This is a genomic window from Sphingomonas sp. 3-13AW, from assembly GCF_049311085.1.
GTDB lineage: Bacteria > Pseudomonadota > Alphaproteobacteria > Sphingomonadales > Sphingomonadaceae > Sphingomonas.
Genome location: NZ_JASNVZ010000008.1, coordinates 88603 through 114450, shown reverse-complemented (window position 1 = coordinate 114450; position 25848 = coordinate 88603). Strand labels below are relative to the sequence as shown.

Sequence of the window (25848 nt, the reverse complement as noted above, 5' to 3'; positions counted from 1 at the left end):
GTACGCCGGGCATCGACTCAGCCGAGGCCCATCAGCGCCAGCACTTCCTTGCGGCTGCGGTCGTCATCGCGGAACACGCCCATCATCCGGCTGGTCGTCATCGTCACGCCGGGCGTCCGCACGCCGCGCGCCGTCATGCAGGCATGGCTCGCCTCGATCACCACCGCCACGCCGCGCGGCGCCAGCCGGTCCCAGATGCAGTCCGCGACCTGGGCGGTCAGCCGCTCCTGCACCTGCAGGCGGCGGGCGAAGCCGTGGAGCACGCGCGCCAGCTTCGAAATCCCCACCACATGGTCCTTGGGCAGATAGGCGATGTGCGCCTTGCCGATGATCGGCGCCATGTGGTGCTCGCAATGCGACTGGAACGGGATGTCGCGCAGCAGCACGATCTCGTCATAGCCGCCGACCTCTTCGAAGGTGCGCGACAGGTGGTGGGCCGGGTCCTCGCGATAGCCCTGGCAATATTCCTTCCACGCGCGCGCGACGCGCTTGGGCGTGTCGAGCAGCCCCTCTCGATCGGGGTTGTCGCCGGCCCAGCGGATCAGCGTACGGACCGCGTCGGCGACCTCGTCGGGAACTGCCGGTTTTGCCGGGGATGCGACCAGGTCACCGTCTTCGGTCGCGGGATTGTCGGCTTGCATTCTGCTTTCCTTGGCCGGTTGGTGCCCAAAACTTGTGCGAACACATCGTTCGGGCCAACAAAACGTCACGCCCGGCGCACAGCGCGTTGACGTCGCGAAGAAGGCAGCGTTAATTCTTCGACGCGCAAAAGGAAACCGCGGCCGTGGCGGGCCGCGTGGCGCGAGGGGGAGGACGCGTGCATCGGGACGAAGGGGCACGGCAAGTCGGCAGCGACGGGAGCGGTGCAGACGCACAGCCCGGCCGCGCCGGGCGAGGTCTTGCCCGGCCCCAAATCAGACCGCACGATCTTCACGAGCGACAAGTGCCCTCGAACCGCGCATAAGCAAGGCAACCACGCGGCCGGACCGGGGTTCGGATCGCAGGATATAAGGAGAACCAGAATGGCCAAGACTTCGACCGCCACCAAGACCGGCGCCGCCCGCGGCGGTATCGCCAAGCCCGTCACGCCGTCGGAAGACCTGGCGAAGATCACCGGCAAGGACCCGCTGCCCCGCAGCGAGGTGGTCAGCAAGATGTGGGAGTACATCAAGAAGCACGACCTGCAGAACCCGCAGGACAAGCGCGAGATTCTCGCGGACGAGACGCTCGAGAAGCTCTTCGGCAAGAAGAAGGCTTCCATGTTCGAAATGAACAAGCTGCTCAACGCGCACATGAGCTGAGCCTGTCGGAGCCGCCCGGCCATCCGGGCGGCTCCACAGCAACTGCGCCCGCCCCACGGGCGGCGCCCTTTTTCTCCTGAACTGCCCGCTGCCGCCCTCGCGCACGGGCTTGCAACCGCGAGCCAGCCCCCATAGAGGCGGCGCAACTCGCAAGGACCCGGTGCAAAACCGGGTGGCTATTCCGGCCGCCGATCCGCCGGACAACAGATCACATGGACTGCGAAGAATCGTCGCACCGGATGCGGCGCCATGTGCCTGCTTGTGGTTTTTGCATTGCCCCAGACCCTTTCCCGCTTCCGGACCGAATGGTTCACCAGCGCCGGTGAGGCGCGCCGTGACGTGCTCGCCGGCATCGTCGTCGCGCTTGCCCTGATCCCCGAAGCGATCGGCTTTTCCATCATCTCCGGCGTCGATCCGCGCGTCGGCCTCTATGCCTCGGTCGCGATCGCGATCGTGATCTCGTTCCTGGGTGGCCGGCCCGGCATGATCTCGGCGGCCACCGCCGCGGTCGCCGTAGTCGTGACCCCGCTCGTGCGCGATCACGGCGTCGATTATCTGTTCGCCGCCACCATCCTGATGGGCCTGATCCAGATGGTCGCCGGGCTGCTGCGGCTCGACCTGTTGATGCAGTTCGTCTCGCGCTCGGTCATCACCGGGTTCGTTAACGCGCTCGCCATCCTGATCTTCATGGCACAGCTGCCGCAGTTCGTCGGCGTCACCTGGCACAGCTACGCGATGGTCGCAGCCGGCCTCGCCATCATCTACCTGGTGCCGCGCGTGACAAAGGCGGTGCCCTCGCCGCTCGTCGCGATCCTGGTGCTGACTGCCATCAGCATCGCGCTCGGCCTGCCGGTGCGCACGGTCAGCGACATGGGCGCGCTTCCGCAAGGGCTCCCCAGCCTCGCGCTGCCGAACGTGCCGCTGACCTGGGAGACGCTGCGCATCCTCCTCCCCTATTCGCTGACGATGGCGGCAGTGGGCCTGCTCGAATCGCTCCTCACCGCCCAGATCGTCGACGACATGACCGACACCGACAGCGACAAGCAGCGGGAGTGCCTGGGTCAGGGCGGCGCCAACATCGCCGCGGCTCTGGTGGGCGGCATGGGGGGCTGCGCGATGATCGGCCAATCCGTGATCAACGTCACCTCCGGCGGCCGCAAGCGCCTGTCGACCTTTACCGCAGGCGCCTTCCTGTTGTTCCTGCTCGCCGTGCTCGGCCCGATCGTCGGCCGCATTCCGATGCCGGCGCTTGTCGCGGTGATGGTGATGGTGTCGATCGGCACGTTCAGCTGGAACTCGCTGCTGAACCTGCGCCGCCACCCCCCGACCTCTTCGGCAGTGATGCTGGTGACGGTCGCTGTCGTCGTCGCCACCCACAATCTGGCGGGCGGCGTGCTGGCGGGCGTGCTGCTGTCCGGCATCTTCTTTGCCGGCAAGGTGCGACGCATGTTCTCAGTCGAGCGTGAGGCTGGGTCGGACGGCACCGCGATCTACCGGGTGCGGGGCGAGATCTTCTTCGCCTCGGTCGACCGCTTCACCCGCGCATTCCGGGCAGAGGACACCGCCCCTCGCGTCGTGATCGACGTCTCGGCGGCGCATTTCTGGGACATTTCGGGCGTGGGCGCGCTCGACAAGATCGTCGCCCGCCTCCGCCGCGACGGCCGCGAGGTCGAGGTCATTGGCTACAACCGCGCCAGCGCCGACCTGGTCGACCGCTTCGCCCTCCACGACAAGACCGGCGTCGAGCTAGGCGTGGTGCCGCACTAAGAGCCCCCTTACAGCCCCTCGATCTCCACCGGCCGCGCTTCCGGTGGCAGGTGCTCCAGCGCCTGCCGCTGGATCTGCTCCAGTTCGCCCAGCGTCTCTTCCAGCGCCTGTTTCTGGCGGCGCAGCAGCTGGATGCGATCGCTGAGGCGCAGCGCCAGCTGGCGCATCTGCTCGTGGTGCTGGGGATCCGCGTCGTAGAGGTCGAGGAACTCCTTGATCTCGCGGATCGAGAAGCCCAGCCGCTTGCCGCGCAGGATCAGCTGCATCCGGGCCACTTCACGCCGGGTATAGATGCGCGTGGTGCCGACCCGGCGGGGCTCGATCAGCCCCTGGTCCTCGTAGAAGCGCAGCGTCCGCATCGTCACGCCGAGCTCGGCCGCCACCTCCTGGATGCCCGATAGCTGCTCGCCATCGGACCCTTCGGCACCATCGGCCGTCTGGCGCATGGATGCGGACGACCTCATGCGGCGGCGCCCGCCTGTTCGGCCTTGGCGCGTTCCTCGGCGACCAACTCCTTCTTGGAGAGCTTCCCGATCAGCGTCTTGGGCAGGCTTTCGCGGATTTCCACCTCGCGCGGCATTTCGATCTTGCTGACGCGCGTGCGCAGGAACTCGCACAGCTCCTCGACGGTCGCCTCCTGTCCGGGGCGCAGCGTCACGAATGCCTTGGGCGCCTGTCCGCGGTACCGATCCGGCAACCCGATCACCACTGCTTCGGCCACCGCCGGATGTTCATACAAGGCTTCCTCGATCACGCGCGGATAGACGTTATAGCCGCCGCAAAGCAGCATGTCCTTTATCCGGTCCACCAGAAAGAGGTAGCCGTCTTCGTCGAAATAGCCGACGTCGCCGGTGCGAAGCGCCCCGTCGATGAAGCAGTCGGCGGTCGCGTCCGGCCGCTTCCAATAGCCCATCATTACTTGGGGCCCGCGCACGCACACTTCCCCGCGCTCGCCCTGCGGCATCAGCTTGGTGGGGTCGATGAGGTCGCGGATCTCCAGCACGGTGCCGGGGAAGGCCGGGCCGGTGCTGTTGCTCTTCACCACGCCGCCGTTGAGCGGATTGCACGCGATGATCGGCGACGCTTCGGAAAGGCCATAGCCCTCCACCACGCGGCAACCGGTGCGCTCCTCGAACAGCTCGCGCACTTCCAGCGGCAGCGGCGCACCGCCCGAGATACAGGTGTGGCAGAAATCGAGTCGCGGCACCCGGCTTTCGTCCAGCTGGTTGACCGCATTGTAGATCGTCGGCACTGCAAAGATCTGCGTCGGCCGCGTCCGCTTCAGCGTGGCCAGGAACTGGTCCATCTCGAAACGCGGCAGCAGGATCATCTCGGCCGCGGTCTCGACCGAATAGTTGAGCACCGTCGTCAGCGCAAAGACGTGGAACAGCGGCAGCACGCCCAGCGTGCGCTCCTGCACGTCGGGCGGCCGGCCGACGTGCATCACCATCTGCTGGCTGTTCGCGGTCAGGTTCGCGTGGCTGAGCATCGCGCCCTTGGGCTCGCCGGTGGTGCCGCCGGTATATTGCAGCACCGCCAGGTCCTGCGGCGTCTGCGCCACGGGATCCGGCGCGGCGCGGTTCGACACCAGCTGGCTCCAGCGGACGTGGCGCGGATCGCCACCGATGCGGGCAAGCTCGCGCCGCTTGAACAGCCGAAGGCCGATCGACTTGGCCCAGGGGAGCACATCCGCGAGCGGGGCCGCCACGACATGGCGCACCTCGGTCCCCGCGCATGCGGCCAACAGCTTGTCGTGGATCGCGACCAGGTCGGGCACGATTACCACTTCGGCGCCGGAATCGACCAGCAGGTGGTTCAGCTCGCGCTCGACGTAGAGCGGGTTCATCGCAACCACCACGCCGCCGATCTTCAGGACGGCGAAATAGGCGATCACATAATAGGGCGTGTTGGGAAGGCACAGGCCGACGCGCGTACCCGGGCGCACGCCCAGGTCCTGCAGCCCGCGGGCGGCAAATTCCACCTGTTCGGCGATCTCGCCATATTTCCAGGTCCGGCCCAGGAAATCGATCGCGATGCGATCCGGATACACCCGCGCGGCGCGCTCCAGCAGGCTGGGGATCAGCCGGGGTTCGATCCGCTGCACGCTCGCATCGGCGTTGGCGTGCTCGGTCATCGGCGCTGCCTCACTCATCGGGCGGACTCCAGCATCCTACGGGGCTGCGTCACTCTGCTCATGCGGCTTTTGCCTCCTCTCCGGCGCCGCTTGCTCTCATTCTGCCGAGTCCGCGTTCACGGACCTCGACATGTCGGCGCCTGTTCCTACCTTAATCAGAATTCGGTTGACGTATAGGGAAATCTCGCACCATTAGGACCGAAAGGTGCCGTTAGGATGCCAAGAGCCTCGGAGAGGATTGAGATGAAGAGCGTTGTGATCGCGGGCTACGCCCGTTCCCCCTTTCATCCCGCGCACAAGGGCGCGCTTGCCCGGGTTCGCCCGGACGATCTCGCAGCCCAGGTGATTCGCGGCCTGATCGACCGCACGGGTGTCGATCCCAAGGATATTGAGGACCTGATCGTCGGCTGCGCCTTCCCGGAAGGCGAGCAGGGCATGAACGTCGCGCGTCTCGTCGGCTTGCTCGGCGACCTGCCGCTGTCGGTCGGCGGCATGACCGTGAACCGCTTCTGCGGATCGTCGATGAGCTCGATCCACATCGCCATGGGCCAGATCCAGATCGGCGCGGGCGAAGTCTTCATCTGCGCGGGCGTCGAATCGATGAGCCGCGTGCCGATGATGGGCTACAATCCCCTCCCCAACCCTGCGCTCGCAGAGAAGATGCCGGGCGCGTACATGGGCATGGGCGAGACCGCGGAGAAGGTCGCCACCAAGTACCAGATCACCCGCGAGACCCAGGAAGCCTTTGCCGTCGACAGCCAGAAAAAGGCTGCCGCTGCCCAGGCCGGCGGGCGTCTCAATGACGAGATCGTGCCGATCCAGACCAAGAACGGCGTCGTCAGCGAAGACGGCACCGTCCGCCCGGACACGACCGCAGAGGGCCTGGCCGGCCTGAAGCCGGCGTTCGACAAGGATGGCTCGGTCACCGCCGGCACCTCCTCGCCGCTCACCGACGGCGCCGCCGCGGTACTCGTCACCAGCGAGGAATATGCCCGCGCCCACGGCCTGCCGATCCTCGCCCGGCTGAAGACGGTCGGCATCTCCGGCCTTGAGCCCGAGGTCATGGGCCTCGGCCCGATCGGCGCCTCGCGCAAGGCGCTGGAGCGTGGCGGCGTCGATGCCGATGCACTCGACGTCATCGAGATCAACGAGGCGTTCGCCAGCCAGGCGCTCGCCTGCATCCACGATCTCGGCCTCAACACTGCCAAGGTGAACATCGACGGCGGCGCGATCGCGATCGGCCACCCGCTGGGCGCCACCGGCGCGCGCATCGTCGGCAAGGCCGCGTCGCTCCTGAAGCGTGAGGGCGGCAAGTACGCGCTCGCGACCCAGTGCATCGGCGGCGGCCAGGGCATCGCGACCCTGCTGGAGGCAGCCGAATGAGCGAGCCCATCCGTAAGGTCTGCGTAATCGGCGCCGGCACCATGGGTGCCGGCATCGCCGCCCAGGTCGCCAACGCCGGGGTACCGGTGCTGCTGCTCGACATCGTCCGCGACGAGGCGGACCGCAATGCAGTCGCCGAGGGGGCGGTTGCCAAGCTGCTCAAGACCGACCCCGCCCCCTTCATGTCGAAGCGTGCGGCCAAGCTGGTCGAAACCGGCAACATCGACGATCATCTCGACCGCATCGCGGAATGCGACTGGGTGATCGAGGCGATCGTCGAGCGGATCGACCTGAAGCAGGCGCTCTATGCCAGGATCGAGGCGGTCAAGCGCCCCGGCACGGCGGTGTCGTCCAACACCTCCACCATCCCGCTCGGCCAGTTGGTCGAGGGGCGCTCGGACCAGTTCCGCCGCGACTTCCTCATCACCCACTTCTTCAATCCGCCGCGCTACATGCGCCTGATCGAGGTCGTGGCCGGCCCGGACAGCGACCCCGAACTGGTGGCGCGCGTGTCGGAATTCGCCGACCGCAGCCTCGGCAAGACGGTGGTTCCCGCGCACGACACGCCGGGCTTCATCGCCAACCGCGTCGGCACCTATTGGCTGGCGGTCGCGATCAATGCGGCGATGGACCAGGGCCTCACCGTCGAGGAAGCCGACCAGATCGGCGGCAAGCCGATGGGCGTGCCCAAGACCGGCATCTTCGGCCTGATCGACCTCGTCGGCGTCGACCTGATGCCGCTCCTGTCCAAGAGCCTGACGTCCACGCTGCCGCAGGGCGACCCCTATTTCGACACCGTGCGCCCGATGCCGCTCGTCGATCGCATGATCGCGGAAGGCTATACCGGCCGTAAGGGCAAGGGTGGCTTCTACCGCCTCGACCGTTCGAACGGCGGCAAGGTCAAGCAGTCGATCGACCTCGTCACCGGCGAGTATCGCGACAGCCGCAAGCCCGCGTCGCTGCCCTCGGGCGCCGACAAGGACCTGGGCAAGCTGCTGGGCGCCAAGGGCAAGGTCGGCGACTATGCCTGGACCGTCCTCAGCCATGTGCTGAGCTACGCTGCCATGCTGGTGCCGGAAGCGGCCGACGACATCGTCGCGATCGATGACGCGATGAAGCTCGGCTACAACTGGAAATTCGGTCCGTTCGAGCTGATCGACCGAATCGGCGCGGCCAAGCTGGTCGAGCGCCTGAAGGCAGAGGGCCGCCCGGTCCCGGCGCTGCTGGAGCAGGTCGGCAGCGGCAGCTTCTATCGCGTCGAAGGCGGCAAGCGCCAGTATTTCGGCCTCGACGGCGCCTATCACGACATCGTCCGCCCCGACGGCGTGCTGATGCTCGAGGATATCAAGCGCACCGGCGAACCGCTCGCCAAGACCGGGTCGGCCGCGCTGTGGGACGTGGGTGACGGCGTCGCCTGCATCGAGTTCACCGGCAAGATGAACGCCCTCGACGGCGAGGTCATGAAGCTGATCCAGCAGGCGATCCCGATCGTCAAGGATCGCTTCAAGGCGCTGGTGATCTACAACGACGGCAGCCATTTCTCGGCCGGTGCCAACCTCGGGCTTGCGCTCTTCGCGCTGAACATCGCCGCCTATGGCGAGGTGCAGACGCTGGTCGCATCCGGCCAGCAGGCGTTGAAGGCGCTGAAATACGCCCCCTTCCCCGTCGTCGCCGCGCCTGCGGGCATGGCGCTGGGCGGTGGCTGCGAGGTCGTGCTCCACGCCGATGCCATCCAGGCCCATGCCGAGACCTATATCGGCCTGGTCGAAACCGGCGTCGGCCTGATCCCGGGCTGGGGCGGCAATGGCGAGATGATCGACCGCTGGCAGCAGTTGGGCCAGCTCCCCAAGGGCCCGATGCCCGCTGTCGCCAAGGTGTTCGAGACGGTCAGCACCGCCACCGTCTCCAAGTCGGCGGCAGAGGCGAAGGAACTGATGTTCCTGCGTGCTCAGGACGGCATCACCATGAACCGCAGCCGGCTGCTCGCCGACGCGAAGGCCAAGGCGCTGTCGCTGGTCGACGGCTACACCCCGCCGGCCCCGCCGGAGTTCAAGCTCCCCGGCGCCAGCGGCCGCCTGGCGCTGCGCATGGCGGCGGACAGCTTCCACAAGCGCGGCATCGCCACCGATTATGACCTGGTGGTGTCGGACACGCTGGCCGAAGTGCTCACCGGTGGCGACGCCGACCTGGTCGACACGGTCAAGGAAGCGGATCTCCTCAAGCTGGAGGTCAAGGGCTTCATGACCCGCGTCCGCGATAGCCGCACGGTCGCCCGCATCGAGCAGATGCTCGAAACCGGCAAGCCGCTGCGCAACTGATTTGCCGCCGGGTGCCTGGCACCCGGCCGGAAAGGAGATCGACATGCAAGTCTACGAAGCCCCGCTGCGCGACATGCGCTTCGTGCTGCACGAGCTGCACGGCGACGACGGGTTCGGCGATCTCGCCGCCCACGCCGAATTCACGCCCGACCTGCTCGACGCGGTGCTCGAGGAAGCCGCCCGCATGGCGCAGGAGATTCTGCTGCCGCTGAACGCGCCCGGCGATATCGAGGGCTGCCGCATCGAAAACGGCATCGTCCGCACCCCCGCCGGCTTCAAGCAGGCCTATGACCAGTTCCGCGAAGCCGGCTGGGCAGCGCTTGCCTCCGACCCGCAATGGGGTGGCCAGGGCCTGCCGGAATCGATCAACAAGCTGGTCGAGGAAATGATCTGCGCGACCAACGTGTCGTTCAGCCTCTATCCCGGCCTCACCCATGGCGCGACCACCGCGATCGAGGGCCATGCCTCCGACGACCTGAAGCAGGCCTACCTGCCCAAGATGGTCTCGGGTGAATGGTCCGGCACCATGTGCCTGACGGAGTCGCATTGCGGCACCGACCTCGGCCTCTTGCGCACCCGCGCGGTGCCGCAGGAAGATGGCAGCTACCGGGTCACCGGCTCCAAGATCTTCATCTCGGCCGGCGACCACGACCTGACCGAAAACGTGATCCACCTGGTGCTCGCCCGCATGCCGGACGCACCTCCGGGGGTGAAGGGCATCAGCCTGTTCCTGGTGCCCAAGTTCCTGCCCAACGCCGACGGCACGCTCGGCAACGCCAATGGCGTCACCGTCGCCGGCATCGAGCACAAGATGGGCATGAAGGCTTCGGCCACCTGCCAGATGAACTTCGACGATTCCGTGGGCTGGCTCGTCGGTGAGCCGCACAAGGGCATGGCCGCGATGTTCACGATGATGAACACCGAGCGCGTGTCGGTCGGCGTCCAGGGCCTGGGCATTGGCGAGGCGGCCTATCAGAGCGCCGTCGCCTATGCCAAGGAGCGCCTGCAGGGTCGTGCGCTCGGCGGTGCGAAGCGTCCCGACCTCCCCGCCGATCCGATCATCGTCCACCCCGACGTCCGCCGCATGCTGATGACGGCACGCGTCTATACCGAGGGTTGCCGCGCCTTGGGCGGCTGGGTCAGCCGTGCGCTTGATGCGGAAAAGGCGTCGGCCGATCCGGAAGTGCGCGCCCGCGCCACCGACTTCATCGCGCTGATGACGCCGGTCGTGAAGGCGCTGTTCACCGACCTCGGCTATGATGCCGCCAACCTCGCGGTCCAGACCTATGGCGGTCACGGCTACATCCGCGAACATGGTGTCGAGCAATATGTCCGAGATGCCCGGATCGCGATGATCTACGAAGGCACCAACGGCATCCAGGCGCTCGACCTCGTCGGCCGCAAGATGCCGGCCCGCATGGGTCGCAACCTGCGCGCCTTCTTCCACCCGGTGTCGAACTTCCTCGACGCGCATGAAGGCGAGGAGGCGATCAAGCCGATGGCGCAGGGCCTGCGCCAGGCGTTTGGCGCGCTCCAGCTCGCCACCGGCATGATCGCACAGCGCGGGATGAAGGACCCGGAGGAGGCCGGTGCGGCCGCCACCGACTATCTGCGCCTGCTGGGCCTGGTCGGCATGGGCTATTGCTTCCTGAAGGCGGCACGCATCGCCCATCAGAAGCTTGCCGAGGGCACCGACGAAGCCGGCTTCTACAAGGCAAAGATCGCCACCGCCGGCTTCTTCTTCGACCGCATCCTGCCGCAGGCGACCGCCGCCTTCCTGGCGATCAAGTCCGGCAAGCGCTCGACGATGGCGCTCGCCGAGGACGCCTTCTGAAGCCGGGGCTGACGCAATGATGCCCCCCGCCTGGGAACACCGGCTCGCCTGTCCCGCGATCGTCGCGCCGATGTTCCTGATCTCCGGCCCGGCACTGGTCACCGCCTGCTGCCGGGCAGGCCTGGTCGGCACCTTCCCCGCGCTCAACCAGCGCACCACGGAGGGCTTTGTCGACTGGCTTCAGGAGATCGAGGCCGCACTCGACGCCGACAGCGCGCCCTATGGCGTCAACCTGATCGTCCATCGCAGCAACACGCGGCTGATGGACGATCTGGCGGCGATCGTTCGCCACCGCGTGCCGCTGGTGATCACGTCGCTGGGCCTCGTGCCCGAAGTGATCGACGCGGTGCACGGCTATGGCGGGCTCGTCTTCCACGACGTCATCTCCACCCGGCACGCGCAAAAGGCGGTGGCGGCGGGCGTCGACGGGCTCATCGCGGTGGCGGCGGGCGCCGGCGGCCATGCCGGTACCCTCAGCCCCTTTGCCCTGGTCGCGGAAATCCGCCGCTTCTTCGACGGGCCGCTGGCGCTTGCCGGCGCCATGTCCGAGGGGCGCCACATCGCCGCCGCCCGGATGATGGGCGCGGACCTCGGCTATCTCGGCAGCCTGTTCATCGCTGCCGAGGAAAGCCTCGCCAGCGCGGAGCAAAAGGCGATGATGGTCGGTTCTTCTGCCGCGGACATCGTCCATACGCCTGCGGTCACGGGTGTGGCTGCGAACTTCCTGCGTCCCAGCCTGGAGGCCAATGGCTGGCAGCCGGGCGAGACGCCTACCCTCGACCTCGCCGAAGAAGCGCGGGCGTGGAAAACCATCTGGTCTGCCGGACACGGCGTGGGCGGCGTCGACGCCGTCCGCCCGGCGGCCGCAATCTGCACGGATCTGATCGCGGGCTATGCCCGTGCTTGGGAGAGAAAAGCATGAAGCTGTTGGTGCCGGTCAAGCGGGTGCTTGACTATAATGTGAAGCCGCGGGTGAAGGCGGACGGGTCGGGTGTCGATCTGGCGAACGTCAAGATGAGCATGAACCCGTTCGACGAGATCGCGGTCGAAGAAGCGATCCGCCTGAAGGAAAAGGGCGTTGCGACCGAGGTCGTGGTGGTCTCGATCGGCGAGCCCAAGGCGCAGGACACGCTGCGCACCGCGCTCGCGATGGGTGCCGACCGGGCCATCCTCATCACGTCGGACGTGCGTCCCGAACCGCTCGGCGTAGCCAAGCTCCTCGCCAAGGTGGTCGAGGAAGAGCAGCCGCAGCTCGTGATTCTGGGCAAGCAGGCGATCGACGACGACAACAACCAGACCGGCCAGATGCTGGCAGCGCTGCTCGGCTGGGGCCAGGGCACGTTCGCGTCCAAGGTCGAGGTCGAGGGCGACACCGCCCATGTCACCCGCGAAGTCGACGGCGGTCTGGAGACGGTGGCGCTGCCGCTGCCCGCGATCGTCACCACCGACCTGCGCCTGAACGAGCCGCGCTATGCGTCGCTGCCCAACATCATGAAGGCGAAGTCCAAGCCGCTCGCGCAGAAGACGCCGGCCGACTACGGCGTCGACCTCACCCCCCGCATCACCGTCCTCAAGGTCGAGGAACCCGCCAAGCGCGCCGCCGGCATCAAGGTCGACGACGTCGACGCGCTGGTCGACAAGATCAAGAGCCTGGGAGTGATCGCATGAGCGTGCTGGTACTGGTCGAACAGCTCGATGGCCGCGTGAAGGACGCGACGCTGGCCACCCTCACCGCTGCTGCAAAGCTGGGCGACGTGGTCGCGCTGGTCGCAGGCAGCGGCGATGCTGCCGTGCAGGCCGCCGACGCCGTGTCGAAGGTCGCGGGCGTCACGAAGGTGCTGCTGGCGAACGATCCGGCTTATGCGAACATGCTGGCCGAGAATGTCGCCGCGCTGGTGGTGCCGCTGATGGCCGACCACGACGCCTTCCTCGCCAACGCGACCTCGATCGGCAAGAACGTCGCCCCGCGCGTCGCAGCGCTGCTCGACGTCATGCAGATCAGCGACATCGTCTCGGTCGAGGGCGCCGACACCTTCACCCGCCCGATCTATGCCGGAAACGCCGTTGCGACCGTGCAGTCGTCGGATGCCAAGAAGGTCATCACCGTGCGCGCGACCGGCTTTGAAAAAGCCGCGACCGAGGGCGGCAACGCCCCGGTCGAGACCGTCGCTGCCGCCGGCGACCAGGGCAAGTCGCGCTTCGTCGGTGCCGAGACCCAGGAGTCCGCCCGTCCCGAACTCACCAGCGCCGCGGTGATCGTCTCCGGCGGCCGCGCGCTGGGTTCGGAAGAGCAATTCCACGCCCTGATCGAGCCGCTCGCCGACAAGCTCGGTGCCGCGATCGGCGCCAGCCGCGCGGCGGTCGACGCGGGCTTTGCCCCCAACGACTATCAGGTCGGCCAGACCGGCAAGATCGTCGCCCCGGACGTCTATGTCGCGGTCGGTATCTCGGGCGCCATCCAGCACCTTGCCGGCATGAAGGACAGCAAGACCATCATCGCCATCAACAAGGACGAGGACGCCCCCATCTTCCAGGTCGCCGACGTCGGCCTGGTCGGCGATCTCTTCCAGATCCTGCCCGAACTCACCGAAAAACTGTAACCGACTAGGGGGCGGGAGCGATCCCGCCCCCAATTTCTTTCGCAGGACCCTCTTCCCGTCATCCCGAGGAACGTCCCGATCCGTCCCGGCTCCATCATCGCAGGAGCAAACCCCGGGAGAGAGATGTCCCTTGATTGCAGGCTTCTGGGCTGCGTGCCACTATTCCCGATGGGCTCGGGAGAAAAGAGCATGCGCTTTCAGAACTTTACCCTGATGATCTTGGCTGCCTCTTTCGCGGTTGCCGGGTGCGATCGAAGCGGACCCGCGAGAACAGTGGCCGAGAGCCAACTCACCGTTGCGGGCCCACGCGACAACGTGGAGCGATTTGCGAAACTACAAGCCTCTCTTCGCCCAGTACGGCCGCTATCGCCGATCAAGTCTCTGGATAACGGTCGTGCAGAACTCACGGTGACCCTCCCCGCCAAACCCAGTGGCCAGGACGTCGTTCATATAACGCGGGAAGCGCTGGCTGCCGGGCTCAGATACGAATTCAAACAACGTCAGATCGTCACGACCGGGAGATCCTGATGCCGACGAGGCGATCTCCGCAGCCTTGAACCCTCGGACACACGCCGCTATCTGCCCCCCCGCGGCGACCACGTTCCCGCCCCGCCATGGGTATCAAGACCGGGACGGCCCGGCGCCTCGTTCAACCGGAGGTGGCCTTGGCCTGGATCGTTCTCATCATTGCTGGTCTGTTCGAAGTCGTCTGGGCGACGGCGATGAAGCAGTCGCACGGCTTCACCCGCCTGTGGCCCAGCGTCCTCACCATCAGCGCCATGCTCGTCAGCTTCGGCATGTTGTCCTGGTCGATGAAGTCGTTGCCGCTCGGCACCGCCTATACCGTTTGGACCGGGATCGGCGCGGTCGGCGCCTTTGCGATCGGCATCCTGGTGCTGGGCGAATCCGCCTCCCCGATGCGCCTCATCGCTGCCCTGCTGATCGTCAGCGGCCTCGCGCTCATGAAGCTCGCCGGGGGCTGACCTTCTTCGGGCTGGCCGGTGGGGGAGGCGCCGGGCTGTCCTACACGCGCGCAAGCTGCTTCAGTCGGGGCATGGTCATCCGACCTTTCCCACCCCGCCCCGCCGGATACCCGAAGCGGACGTGCAGCGCCGCGCGTTGGCCTCACCTTAGCCTCACTTTCCGCGCCTTTCGCGCGCACGGACAGCGTCCTGTGTTGCATTCCTGCACAATCGTGCCCGCCGCGTGTGCGCCAGAAATGTTACGAGACTTGACAGGACGTGCGGGTACCGTAGCGTGCGTGTAACTTCCGCATGCGTCAGGCAACGGCACCAATAGTCCGCGGCCACGACGAAGCGGGACAACGACTTGCCAACAGGCGAGCGGTAAGGAGAGGAACGAGGATGCTGACGATATTGCTCGCAGCCGCGGTCGTCGCTGCGCCCCAGGCGCAGACGCAAGACGCCGCACTCGGCCGATGGAAGGCCGAGACCAAGAACGGAATCGTCGAGATCAGCCGCTGCGGAGATTCGATCTGCGGCCGCCTGCTGACGTCCGACCACCTGCGCACCGATCCCACGCTCAAGGACGTCAAGAACAGCAATGCCGCGCTGCGCGACCGGCCGCTCAAGGGCCTGCAGATCCTGGGCGGGTTCAAATCCAACGGCAAGGAATGGGTCGACGGCACGATTTACAACGCCGACGACGGAAAGACCTATAATGCCAAGGTAACCCCGGTCGGAGCCGACAAGCTAAAGGTCCGCGGCTGCGTATTCGTACCGCTCTGCAAGACCCAGACCTGGACCCGCGTCCGCTAAATCTCTTTTCGTTTTCACCTTCAGGAAGCTGCCAATGTCTCCTCGTATCAAGATTTCGTTGCTCGCCGCTGCTCCGCTGTGGCTCGTCGCCTCCACCGGCGTCGCCAATGCCCAGGCATTCTACCTGCAGGAGCAGTCGGCACGCGCCGCTGGTCGCGCCTTCTCGGGTGAAGTCGCCGACACCGGTCCGCAGTCGCTGTGGTGGAACCCGGCCTCGATCGCCGGCATGGAGAATGCCGAAGCCGCGATCGCCGTCTCCGCGATTCTGCCGCGCGGCGACGTCGTCGACAACGGCACCGTCATCCGTCGCCCGGGCGGCCAGTTCGCGCCGGTCGGCGGCAACCCGGTTGCCAAGAACCCGATCAACAACGGCTTCCTGCCGTCCGGCGCCATCGCGATGCCGCTCAACGAGCGTGTCTCGATCGGCCTCGCGGTCACCTCGCCGTACAGCTTCACCACCAACTATGATGCCGACAGCTGGGCGCGCTACACCGCCGACAAGACCCGGCTGCGCACCATCGACATCCAGCCGTCGATCGGCGTCTCGGTCACCGACTGGCTGCGCGTCGGCGCTGCGGTGAACGTGGAGTACACGGACGCCGAACTGGGCAACAAGATCCCGAACCTGTCCGCCACCCTGCCCGACGGCGAGCAGATCCTGAGCGGCAACGGCTGGGATCTGGGCTGGACCGCCGGCCTGCAGATGCACAACAGCTGGGCGACCGTCGGCATCAGCTACAAGTCGGCGATCGAGCACAACCTGAAGGGCAGCCTTGAGGTCAGCGGCCTGGTTGGTCCGCTTGCCGGCCAGAACGCCACCCTCGAAGGCGTGAAGGCGAAGTTCAAGACGCCCGCGCAGATCATCGTGGGCGGCCGCTTCCGTACCAGCGACGCGCTGACGCTGAACGTCCAGGGCGTGCGCTACACCTGGGCCGACTTCGACGCGATCCGCTTGGGCGCTCCGCTCAACCAGGCGATCCCCGAGAACTATCGCAACAGCTGGAGCCTGGCTGGCGGCTTCGACTATGCCGCGACCCCGGACCTGACGCTGCGTGCGGGCCTTCAGCGGACGCTGACACCGACCCGTGACGGCAACCGTGATGCGCGCGTGCCGGACTCCAACCGCTGGAACTTCGGTGCGGGCGGCTCCTACCGCGTGAGCCCGGCATTCACGCTCGACGGCGCGTTCAACTATGTCGCATTCAAGGATGAGACGATCGACCGCCCGACGATCGCCGCCGGTTCGCCGATTCTGGTCGACGGCCGTACCGAAGACGCGAAGGCCCTGATCTTTACCCTAGGTGGCCGCGTCAGCTTCTAAGGACGCCCTTCCGGCAACGCAGCGCGCACCGTCCCCCAGGGAGACGGTGCGCGTTTTGCGATGTCGGTACGGTCGGGTGGGATGATCGGCAGCCGGAGGCGCTGCCGGCTCAGATCCTACATGAACGCGAGTGCCTGCAGCACGCTGCCATAATAGTCGGCCTGCAGCTGCGGCGCCGGCAGCGGCTTGCCCAGCAAACGACGGACGCCGACCATGGCGCCGGTGGACAGGGCATATTCCGCGGTCTGTCCGGTGCGGACATCGATCCACGCCGGGATCGGCCGCTCCTCATAGCCGCGCCAGAAGCGTGCAATCGCATCGGCCTTGCTGCCCATCCCCGCCATCACGAGGTACAGCGGCACGCGGATCGCATCGAAGCCGAAGCGCGGATCCCGCCCGGGCGTTGGGGCCATGGTGCCGTCCGGGGACAGGTCGACCCAGTCGGTCGGGAGCCCATGCTGGCCGAAGCGCGCGCGCGCGAGCAGCGTCTCCCCGCCCTTCATCACGGGGCCCCACTTCTTGTCGCCATCGACCGCGGCGAACCGCTGCAGGGCCGGCCACACATAATAAGAGGGGTTGAGCGTCAGCCGCCCCTCCTCTTCGAACCACTGGCCGCCGGGGATGAGGAACACATCCCCCCCGACCTGCCGCAGCATGGTATCGTGGAGCGCGTTGCGGATCGCCGCGGCACGCTCCGCAAGGAAGCGCTCGCGCCAGCGCTCCGCGCCCAGCATCAGGCCCCAGGCGATCAGCATGTCGCCATCGGTCGCGTTGTTCTTGTCGGCGAGCGGGTCTGGCGCATTGGGGTCGTACCGCCAGAAGAACAGCGGATCACTGCTGCGGGCGAGCGTCTTTTCGGTCCAGGCGAGCACACGATCGAAGCCGTCGCGGTCGCCTGCCGTCGCCGCCAGGACCAGGGCATAGCCCTGCCCCTCGGTATGGCTGACGCCCTTGTTGCCGGTGTCGATCACGCGCCCGTCGGGCTGGACGTAGCTGCCCTTGAAGCCCGCCCACAGGCCGGGGATCAAACTGGGATTACCGCCAGTCACCTTGCTCACCTTACGCTGGCCGGCGGCGCTTGAGGTGTTCGCACTAGTGTCATGGCCATTGTCTGCGGCCCGCCCAGAGCACGCGACGACCATGCTGCTCCCCACACCGAGCAGCAACGCCCGTCGATCAAGCACCATAGAAGAAATCCACACCTCGTGCGCTGGAGCCGGTCACGCGCGTCCGAATGCTATCGGACCCGCCGAGCTGGCCGAGCCAATGGTCATAGATGCCCGCCAGCACGCAGATCGCGGTCTCCCGCCACCGCGCCAGTTCAACGCCCGGGGGCGGCGACGGCAGTCCGGAGTGAACAATCTCAAGCCCGGTACCGGCGAAGCGCAACGCAGTGCGGCCCCAGCCGCTTTCGGCCCAGAAGGCGTTCATCGACGCCAGGATTTCGTCGTTCGAACGAACCTCACCCAGCGGATAGGCGCGCCCGATCCTGCGGCCGGTCGAACGAAAGAATGCCTCCGCCTGCTCGGCGTCGGCGACCTCCCAGACTTCATCCACCATGTGGCACGCCAGCAGGACCGCCGGCTGAAGCTCCGTTTCCGACACTTCGAGCGGCCACGGCATCAGCATCGGCTTGCTCACTTATCGCCTCCCAACGTCTGTTTGATACCTACCGAGGTACGAACTTCGTTGTATTGGCCAAAAGTGTTAACATTGAAGTCACCACCCACGCGGGTGCTGTTCGCAAGACCGTAGTAGAAGGACGCTCCTGCCGCGAGGCCGAAGCCAGTCGCGCTCAAGCTGTCATACCGCGCGCGCACGTCCGAATTCTGTGCCTTGAGCTGTTCCAGCACCGACTGAGCGCCAGGGTCCGTCGGATAGAGCAGTGCCTCATCCTGCTCGTAGCTCTGGTAGCCGGGCGCCACATTGGCGGCTATGTCGAAGCGGTCTGTATTCATGGCAAATCGTACCGGGAAGCTCACGCTGAAGAAGCTCTGCGGGCTGAAATAGCCGCCGTGCCCATAGCTGAAGTAGTTCTGATTATTCCCGAACGCCTGATAGTTCGCATTGATCCCGATCGTCACCGACGCGCGGGTATCCTGATAGGCACGGGCGTAGCCGCCGGCATTGAACTGCATCGAGTGGTTGTTGCGGACATTCGTGCCTTCATAATGATGCCACGAGCCGTCCAGATAGGCACCGGTGCCGTCGCGGTCCCAGGACAACGAAGCGCCGCCCCCGGTCTTCATGACCGAGCCCCAGAATTCTCCGGTGACCGGATCGATGGTGCCGGCATAGGACGCGACGCTATCGGTGACCGGGCGGCGCTCACCCCAGATCCGTCCGCTTGCCTGCGGCGAAAACCGTGGCGTGAATGCGAGACCCCCCGCAGCGTGACGCTTGGCAAAGCCCAGCGGCGTCGTGCCGAAATCCGCCTGCACCAGGTCGCCCTCATAGGTCGCCGACACCGCGACACCCGCGTCATGCTGGGTGCCGGCCTGGGTGAGTTGGGACGGCTGCTCGGCCACGATACCTTGAGCTTCGGCGGTGCCGTTGCGGCCGAACCGCGCGAGCCCCGAGCCGGTGGGGCGGCCGGAGTCGATGACCACCGCCTGCGCCTGTGCCCCGATGCGGCCGCCGGCAAAGCCGGTGGAAACCTTGGCGGTGCCGCTCAACTCCTTCAACGTGCTGAGGCCCGTCTCACCCGAACGGTCGCGATAGCCGGTCGTCACGTCCGCGCGGGGCGCGCTGCTCGCCGCGAGCCGGCGCATGTCGGCTTCGATGCCCTGCAGCACCGGGTCGCCGGCTGGCGCGCCCATTTGCGGCACAGGTCCCGGCACGCCAAGCGCCCAGCCTTGCACGGGGGCATTTGCAGTCGCCGGCACATAGGGCGCCGCATATCCATCAGCACGCGGCGAGGTGGCGAACGGTGAAGCGCCGGCGGGCGGCGCGAAGCCCGGCGGTGCAGCCATCGCAGCCTGAGGCACGGCAGCCTGCGACCCGTAGGCGAACGGATTGCTGCCGGCCGCGACGGGAGCGAAGGGGTTGGTGGCTACTGCGGTCTGCGCCATTTGCGCAAAGGGGTTGCCGCCGAACGGATTGGCCGAGCCACCCCCCGCCTGCGCCACATAGAGACTACGCGCCTGCTGGAGATATTTGCGCGCGGCACCATCGTCTCCGCGCGCCTGTTCGGCGCGAGCTGCTGCCAGATAGCTGCGATAATCGCCCGGCGCTGCACGGATGGCCTGCCGTGCGGCTTCGCGTGCGGCACCATGTTCACCCGCGGCCGACGCCGTCTCGGCAAAGCCGATCAGGGCGTCGCGGTTATTCGGATCCTTTGCCAGGATCATGCGGTACGTCTGCGCTGCCTGCGCATTCAGCCCGCCGGTCTGGTACAAGCGTCCGAGCGAGGCGAGCACGTCTGCATCGCCGGGCGTTGCTGCCCACGCCTGCTGCAGCACGTCGAAGGCCGGGGCATATTGCCCGGCAAGCCGCAGCCGGTCCGCCCGCGCAACGGCCATGGCCGAACGCAACGTAGCGATCGTCTGCATGCCCTGCGCGCTGCCGCCCGCGAGTTGCGTCGCCCGAGCGATCGCTTCCTCCGCAGCCATGTCCTGGCCGGTCGCGGCGAGCACCCGGACGATCGGATCATAGGCTTCGACGGACGCCACGGGCATGCCGGCCGCGCGCTGCGCGAGCATCGACGCTGCCTGGGTGTCGCCCAGTTCGAACAGCGCCGTGGCGATCGTCGCGGTCTGCGCTGCGGGAAGGCCCGGCGTGTCTGCGATCTGTCGCAGCGACTGGAGCGCCGCCTGCTGCTGTCCCTGCGCCCCCAATGCGCGCGCGCGTGTCACTGCAGCTTCCGCACGCAAGCCGAGCAGGAAGCCGTTCATTTCTTCCGAGCGCGATCCCTCTGGAATGCGCGCCATCAGCGTCTCGGCAGCCCCCAGCTGCCCCGACTGCTGCGCGAACAAGGCCGCGGCATAAAGGGACTCCGGCATCGCGGACTGCGCGAGCGGGCTGATGATGGTGGTCGCGTCCATCGGCCGCCGCTGCTCGCGCAGGAACCGCGCATAGTCGTAGCGCAGCCACGGGTCGTTGGGATCAAGCGAGATTGCGCGATCGTACAGCTGCTGCGCCTGGCCAGGGCGCCCGGCTGCGATCTCGGCCTGGGCCTGCGCCCGGATCGCGCTGACGCGCAGCGCGCCGACGTCGGCACCCCCGCTCGCCCGCGCCGCCTGGGTATAGAGGTTCGCGGCGTCCGCGTAGCGGCCCTGCTGCTGATAAATGCGCGCAAGCAGTTCGGTCGCGCTCCCGGCGGAGGGTCCGCCGCTGCGCGACAGGCGCTCGGCAGTCGCTTGGGCTTCCGCAACCCGACCCGCGTCGAAATCCGCCTGCGCGGCGCGCAGGTCGGCAAAGAAGCTGGCCGACTGCAGTGCCTCCGCCCAACGGCTGCTGTTGCCGCGGCGGGATGCACGCTGGAGCAGGTCACGCGCTTCGGCAAAGCGCTCGCGCCGCAGTTCGACCAGGCCGAGCCCGCCCAACGCGTCCGCATCGTTGGGGGATCGCTTCAGCGCGCTTTGAAAGAGCGTTTCGGCACGCTCGAGATTACCGCTGTCGAGTGCCGTGAACCCGGCGGCCCGCGCGTCGCCGCCCGGATCGCGCGATGGCGCAGGCGCCGGTGCGGCACGACGCGGCGCGGCGGGCGACGGCGCCGCTGGCGTCGGCTGGGGCGCGGCCTGGGGCTTGGGCGCCGGCTGCGGCTTTGGCTGAGCTTGCGGTCGGGCAGGCGCGGGTTTCGCCGGAGCGGGCGCCGGCGCGGGCGCCTGTGTGGATCCCGCCACCCCGCGGCGGGCGATGGCGTTATTCGGATCGATCGCCAGCACGCGGCGATAAGCCTGCACGGCCAGATCGCGACGGCCCCGCCCTTCCCAATATTTCGCCTGCCGCAGCAGTGCGGGCACGGCGTCCGCCTGTGCCAGCGCCGCCGTCGGAGCCGTCGAGACAATGACGGCGCCGCTCAGCAGCAGATACAAGGATCGGGTTCGCATCACTTTTCCACCGCCTGGAGCCGCTTGCGCTCCTGTCGCTTGAGCAAGAAATAAGCCGGCCAGGAGAGCAGGATCGCGGCCAGGAGGCCCGCCAGAGCCAGAAGCCACGGGCGCTGGCTGAACCAATATGCCGCCTTCATCCAGATCGGCAGAGATCCGACCCAATAGCGACCGCCGACCGCAAAGCTGGTCATGTCGTCGCCCGTAAAGATCGAAAGGTCCCCCTGCACGGCTGCGTTGATATCCACGTCGGCCAAGCCGGCGACCATCTGCGGCAGATTGACGGGATTGCTCGCCAGCAGGGCAACGACCGTACGATCAGTATCGAAGGGGGACTGGAAGCTCACGATCCCGGTGAAGCTGTCCGCGCTGTACAGCGTTTCCTCGACCTGCTCGTCCCCATCCCGGCTGTCCGGCGACACGAACTGGACGGCCCGCATGATCGGCCCGCTCTTGCGCACTTGCAGTCGGCCGTTCTGATACTGGACGGGAGCGTTCGAGAAGAGCGAGCCGCTCGCTAGTTTCAGGTCGCCGACCATCAACACGTTCTTGCCGCTCGCGCGATCGGATGCGCCGTCGGTGACAACCGTGACCTGGGTCGCCGCGGCACCCGTCGAATCGCCGAAGCGACCCATCACCGCCAGCAGCGCCTCGACCGTCTCCGGCGCCGGATTGGGTCCGACCATCACCACCGTTTCGCCGAGGTCCGGCCGGATCGTGAAGGGATAGCCGGCGCCCGCAAAGGTGGCGAGGTTCGGCATCCGGGTCGCGTGATAGGCGCGGCCGAGATCGATGGTGCTGTCCGGCAGGATGCTGACCCGCACATTGTCCGGCAGCGTTCCCTCGCACCGCTTTTTGTCGGCAACGATCAGGTTGTAGTCGAAGACCAGCTGGTTCTGCCCGAACAGATTATATTCGGGGAGGACGACGTCAGCCGTCGAGGTGTGGGACTCGGCGGCTTCATCGCCAAGGATCCGACGCCACCAGGATGCGCCCCGAAGCGACTGCGTGCCCAGATACTGGTTGTTGATGGAAACATCGAGCCTGGACGCCTGACGATCGAGCCAGGGTGCACCGGGGTAGCGGTAGCGCAACCGCAGGTCGCCGCCCTGCCGGGGCCAGAAGAACAGGTCCGGCGCCACACGGAACGAGGTGGTGAGCGGGCCCGGCGGGAGCCCCTGTCCCTGCAAGGCGTAGGCCTGAGTGAACTCTCCGAGCTTGACCGGGCGATCCGTGCGCAGCCAGCGCGGAGCACTATACCGTGGCATGGAGGGGATCCGCACACCTGCGAACGAAGCAAAGGCCCCGCCCGCGAGGCCGCGGCTAAGCGCGAGCGCGCCTGCCGCTTGCTTCAGCTCCCGGTCGTCGCGGCCCATCACCAGAAGGAGCGTGCCGGATGGATCGGTCGGGTTGCGCACCACCGCTGCCGAAGGGCCCTGGATGTTCGTGCCGAAACTGCCCATCCGCCGCGCGTTCGTCAGGAAGAGCACGGCGTTGCCGCGGGGAAGCTGGTTGTAGCGCGGCGAGAAGGAGAAGCCGCGATAACTCGCCAGGCTGCCAAACCAGGAGGCCAGCGTCGAAGCTGCCTCCAGTTCGCCCGCGGTCGGCGTGTTCACGAAGACGAACGGCAGGTTCAGGGCGCGCGGGTCGGCGCGATCCACGAACGGGGCCGGCCAGCGCGAAAGATTGGGTTCCAGTGGCAGCGGCTGCACCACAAGGTCGAGATACGTGCGCGTGTGGCTTACATTCGCCCACAACGAACTGTGGAAGGGATCCTCGCAATCGCGTGCATAATGGCCGAGGAACCGCAGGTTGAGCCGGTTCTCGCCCGGCAGGAACAGTGCGGCATCAACCGGAAAGGTCAGCTGCGTCCCCGCGGCCGTCTCACGTACCAGCGGGATGGTACGGACGGTTTCGCCGTTGACCAGCACCACCATCTGGCTGAGGTCGCCGAGCAGAGCGGGCGAATGCGCGAAGGTGAGAGTCATCGCGGCCGACGTCACCACAGCATCGGAACGCACGCCAAAGGGGATGCCGATCTCACCATGGGTACTGGCGAGGCGGATGGGCTGACGCTGCTGCAGATCGCGGAGCGTCAGTCGCACCTGGCGGGTGGCGCCGTTTGCAGCCGGCGCAACCGCTGCCTCCGCGCTTTCGGGCGCTACCTGTGCGCGCGCTACCTCGGGCCGGAGTGATGCGGCGCCTATCAGGGCAAGCGCTATCGCGGCGGCCGCCTTCAACGGTGCGGGGGTTCCCGGGGCAACCGCCTTGGGCTCACGACGGAAGATATTGCGCAGGGTTCCGAGCCCGATCGTGGTGATATGGGCAAGCGAACGGAATCCGGAGACGGTCGGGTGCGGGGCGGCCGGCTGCCAAGCATCGGCACGTCCCATCACGGCCCGCACCAACAGACGGACGCAATCCGGGGACAATTCCGGGAACCGCAGAAACGCATTGGACCCACGGCTCCGCATCGTTTCCACCGGCAAAGTCAGCATGTCGTCTCCCATCGGCAGAGCCACGTCGGTCACGGTACGTCCCGACAAAGAGACCCCCTCCGGCAGCGTGAGCGACAAACCGCCCAGCGATACGTCATTGGTTGTGCCGTCGAGCACATAGCCGTCGTCGAGGTACACGGTGACCGGAAGCTTGACCGGCAGCCGGATGTGGGTGCGGGTCTGTCGCCGCTCCCGCGCGACCGAGACCGCCGCAAGCAGAATCACCACGCTGAACGTAGCCCACGCCGAGTTGAGCAGCAGAGTATCCATCTGAACGTGGAACTCGCCGGGGATAAAGTGTCGGACAAAACCAAATGCGATGCCGAACAGAAGCAGGCCGATGGTGATCAAGTGCGGCTTCACCGTCGTCAGGTCAAAATAGGTTCTGTCGAGCAAGCTGCCTTTGTCCGTCACGTTGAACTTGCCCTCATGCGGCCGAAACAGCGTCCATACCGTTGGCTTTACAAGATGGAAGGCCAACAGCGTCTCATAGATTTCGCCCCAGAACGGGCGTCGCTCGCCGCCCTGGATCCGTTCGCTTGACTGCATTGCCAAGAATAGGTGCGGAATTGCGTACGCAAAGATCAGTCCGGCAGAAGCATGAATGATGTTCGCGCCCGCGATCAAATAAGCCAGCGGCGACGTCAGGAAGACGATGCGAGGAAGCGGAAACTGGAAGTGCAACATCGCGTTGATGTAGCAAAGGCGCTGCTGCCAACTCAGGCCCGGCCCGAACAGCGGATTATCGATCCGCATGATCTGGGTCATGCCTCGTGCCCAGCGAATGCGCTGGCCAATGTGCAGGACCAGGCGCTCTGTCGCGAGGCCTGCCGACAACCTTGCGCCGATGTAGGCGGTGTTCCAGCCCATGCGCTGTAGTTTCAGCGCGGTGTGCGCGTCTTCGGTGACCGTTTCGCCGGCAAAGCCGTTGGTCTGCATCAGCGCTTCACGCCGAATAATCGCGCACGAACCGCAAAAGAAGGTGGCGTTCCACAGGTCGTTGCCGCGCTGGACGGCGCCATAGAACAGGTCGCCCTCGCCCGGCATGTCGCTGGCGCCGGCCAGGTTCCGCTGAACCGGATCGGGCGAATAGAAGTGGTGGGGCGTCTGCAGCAGCGCGAGCTTCGGGTCCTTTTGGAACCAGCCGACGGAAAGCTGCAGGAACGCGCGCGTCGGCACGTGATCGCAATCGAAGATCGCGATCAGTTCGCCATCCGTCTTGCGGAGCGCGGCATTCATGTTGCCGGCCTTGGCGTGAAGATTATCGGTGCGGGTCAGGTAGCCGCAGCCCACCTGGCGGGCCATCACGCGGAATTCGGGCCGCCTGCCATCATCGAGGATGAACACGCGGAACCGGTCGCGCGGATAATCCATGTCCATCGCCGCATAGGCAGTGTTGCGAACGATCTCGAGGCTCTCGTTATACGTCGGGATATAGAGATCGATCATCGGCCAGGTCGAGGGTTCGCCCTCGATGGCGACGACCGGGCGATCGAGCGGCCAGCTGGTCTGGAGAAAGCCGAGAACCAGGATCACCCAGGCGTAGAGTTCTGCCAGGTACAGGCCGACACCGAGCACCATTTCGGGAATGGAGTCGAACTCAAGCGTCGTCGTGGTCCGCCAGATCAGATAGCGAGTAGACATAAGCAGCGACAGCGCCGCGATCGCGAGCGTGCCCTGCCGCGACTTGTTGCGGCCGATCAACAACGCACCGATGATCGTCGTGCCCGCAAAAATCCATTGCGTACGGAAGTCCAGCGGAATGGTCAGAACCCCGATGACCGCAAGCAGAACCGGCACAGCGATGACCACGCGCGTCAGCCGCGACATCGAATATGTCTTCTCTATCATCAAAATGCTCTT

Annotated in this window: 18 protein-coding genes and 1 other annotated feature; of the genes, 11 read left to right on the top strand and 7 right to left on the bottom strand. The window is 66.6% G+C overall.

Translation table 11 applies throughout. From position 1 onward, the window contains the following. Positions 1–17 precede the first annotated feature (17 nt). Positions 18–641 (bottom strand): GTP cyclohydrolase I FolE, encoded by a 624-nt coding sequence (gene folE, locus QP045_RS10955; RefSeq protein ID WP_422515012.1) that lies wholly within the window; start codon positions 639–641, stop codon positions 18–20. A gap of 381 nt (positions 642–1022) precedes the next feature. Here folE and QP045_RS10950 point away from each other — a divergent pair, with 381 nt between their 5' ends. Beyond that, entirely contained in the window at positions 1023–1301 is a 279-nt protein-coding gene (locus QP045_RS10950; protein ID WP_422515011.1) for an SWIB/MDM2 domain-containing protein, read from the top strand. 150 nt (positions 1302–1451) lie between these two features. Continuing rightward, positions 1452–1507, top strand: a sequence feature (sul1 is cis-regulatory element that is thought to sense ions involved in sulfur or methionine metabolism; They are found in Alphaproteobacteria). Between the two features lie 67 nt (positions 1508–1574). After that, positions 1575–3068: a SulP family inorganic anion transporter gene (locus QP045_RS10945; protein WP_422515010.1), complete on the top strand. Its 1494-nt coding sequence runs from the start codon at positions 1575–1577 to the stop codon at positions 3066–3068. An 8-nt stretch (positions 3069–3076) separates the two neighbouring features. Here the strand turns inward: QP045_RS10945 and QP045_RS10940 are convergent, their stop codons facing one another. Together QP045_RS10940 and QP045_RS10935 are read right to left on the bottom strand one after the other, a co-directional pair. Continuing rightward, complete coding sequence (locus tag QP045_RS10940; RefSeq protein ID WP_422515062.1) at positions 3077–3514, bottom strand: MerR family transcriptional regulator; 438 nt, start codon at positions 3512–3514, stop codon at positions 3077–3079. A 14-nt stretch (positions 3515–3528) separates the two neighbouring features. Then, on the bottom strand, positions 3529–5220 hold the full coding sequence (locus QP045_RS10935; protein ID WP_422515009.1) for a long-chain-fatty-acid--CoA ligase: 1692 nt from the start codon (positions 5218–5220) through the stop codon (positions 3529–3531). A 225-nt stretch (positions 5221–5445) separates the two neighbouring features. Here QP045_RS10935 and QP045_RS10930 point away from each other — a divergent pair, with 225 nt between their 5' ends. From QP045_RS10930 to QP045_RS10890, 9 genes are all read left to right on the top strand, one after another. Further along, positions 5446–6585 (top strand): thiolase family protein, encoded by a 1140-nt coding sequence (locus QP045_RS10930; protein ID WP_422515008.1) that lies wholly within the window; start codon positions 5446–5448, stop codon positions 6583–6585. After that, entirely contained in the window at positions 6582–8903 is a 2322-nt protein-coding gene (locus QP045_RS10925; RefSeq protein ID WP_422515007.1) for a 3-hydroxyacyl-CoA dehydrogenase NAD-binding domain-containing protein, read from the top strand. The genes QP045_RS10930 and QP045_RS10925 overlap by 4 nt, the downstream gene beginning before the upstream one ends. Before the next feature lie 43 nt (positions 8904–8946). After that, positions 8947–10737: an acyl-CoA dehydrogenase C-terminal domain-containing protein gene (locus QP045_RS10920; RefSeq protein WP_422515006.1), complete on the top strand. Its 1791-nt coding sequence runs from the start codon at positions 8947–8949 to the stop codon at positions 10735–10737. A gap of 16 nt (positions 10738–10753) precedes the next feature. Next, complete coding sequence (locus QP045_RS10915; RefSeq protein ID WP_422515005.1) at positions 10754–11659, top strand: NAD(P)H-dependent flavin oxidoreductase; 906 nt, start codon at positions 10754–10756, stop codon at positions 11657–11659. Continuing rightward, positions 11656–12405 (top strand): electron transfer flavoprotein subunit beta/FixA family protein, encoded by a 750-nt coding sequence (locus QP045_RS10910; RefSeq protein WP_422515004.1) that lies wholly within the window; start codon positions 11656–11658, stop codon positions 12403–12405. Before QP045_RS10915 ends, QP045_RS10910 begins: the two co-directional genes overlap by 4 nt. After that, positions 12402–13337 (top strand): electron transfer flavoprotein subunit alpha/FixB family protein, encoded by a 936-nt coding sequence (locus tag QP045_RS10905; protein WP_422515003.1) that lies wholly within the window; start codon positions 12402–12404, stop codon positions 13335–13337. The genes QP045_RS10910 and QP045_RS10905 overlap by 4 nt, the downstream gene beginning before the upstream one ends. Positions 13338–14002: 665 nt before the next feature. After that, complete coding sequence (gene sugE, locus QP045_RS10900) at positions 14003–14320, top strand: quaternary ammonium compound efflux SMR transporter SugE (protein ID WP_422515061.1); 318 nt, start codon at positions 14003–14005, stop codon at positions 14318–14320. 381 nt (positions 14321–14701) lie between these two features. Then, entirely contained in the window at positions 14702–15115 is a 414-nt protein-coding gene (locus QP045_RS10895) for a DUF2147 domain-containing protein (protein WP_422515002.1), read from the top strand. 34 nt (positions 15116–15149) lie between these two features. Beyond that, entirely contained in the window at positions 15150–16436 is a 1287-nt protein-coding gene (locus QP045_RS10890) for an OmpP1/FadL family transporter (RefSeq protein ID WP_422515001.1), read from the top strand. A 116-nt stretch (positions 16437–16552) separates the two neighbouring features. On the opposite strand, the gene QP045_RS10885 is transcribed toward QP045_RS10890, so the two are convergent. The 4 genes from QP045_RS10885 to bcsA form a co-directional block, all read right to left on the bottom strand. Then, positions 16553–17494 (bottom strand): glycosyl hydrolase family 8, encoded by a 942-nt coding sequence (locus tag QP045_RS10885; RefSeq protein ID WP_422515000.1) that lies wholly within the window; start codon positions 17492–17494, stop codon positions 16553–16555. Positions 17495–17612: 118 nt separating this feature from the next. Next, on the bottom strand, positions 17613–18077 hold the full coding sequence (gene bcsD, locus QP045_RS10880) for a cellulose biosynthesis protein BcsD (protein ID WP_422514999.1): 465 nt from the start codon (positions 18075–18077) through the stop codon (positions 17613–17615). Beyond that, complete coding sequence (locus QP045_RS10875) at positions 18074–21487, bottom strand: cellulose synthase subunit BcsC-related outer membrane protein (protein WP_422514998.1); 3414 nt, start codon at positions 21485–21487, stop codon at positions 18074–18076. The genes bcsD and QP045_RS10875 overlap by 4 nt, the downstream gene beginning before the upstream one ends. After that, positions 21487–25836: a UDP-forming cellulose synthase catalytic subunit gene (bcsA, locus tag QP045_RS10870; RefSeq protein ID WP_422514997.1), complete on the bottom strand. Its 4350-nt coding sequence runs from the start codon at positions 25834–25836 to the stop codon at positions 21487–21489. The genes QP045_RS10875 and bcsA overlap by 1 nt, the downstream gene beginning before the upstream one ends. Between the last annotated feature and the right edge of the window lie 12 nt (positions 25837–25848).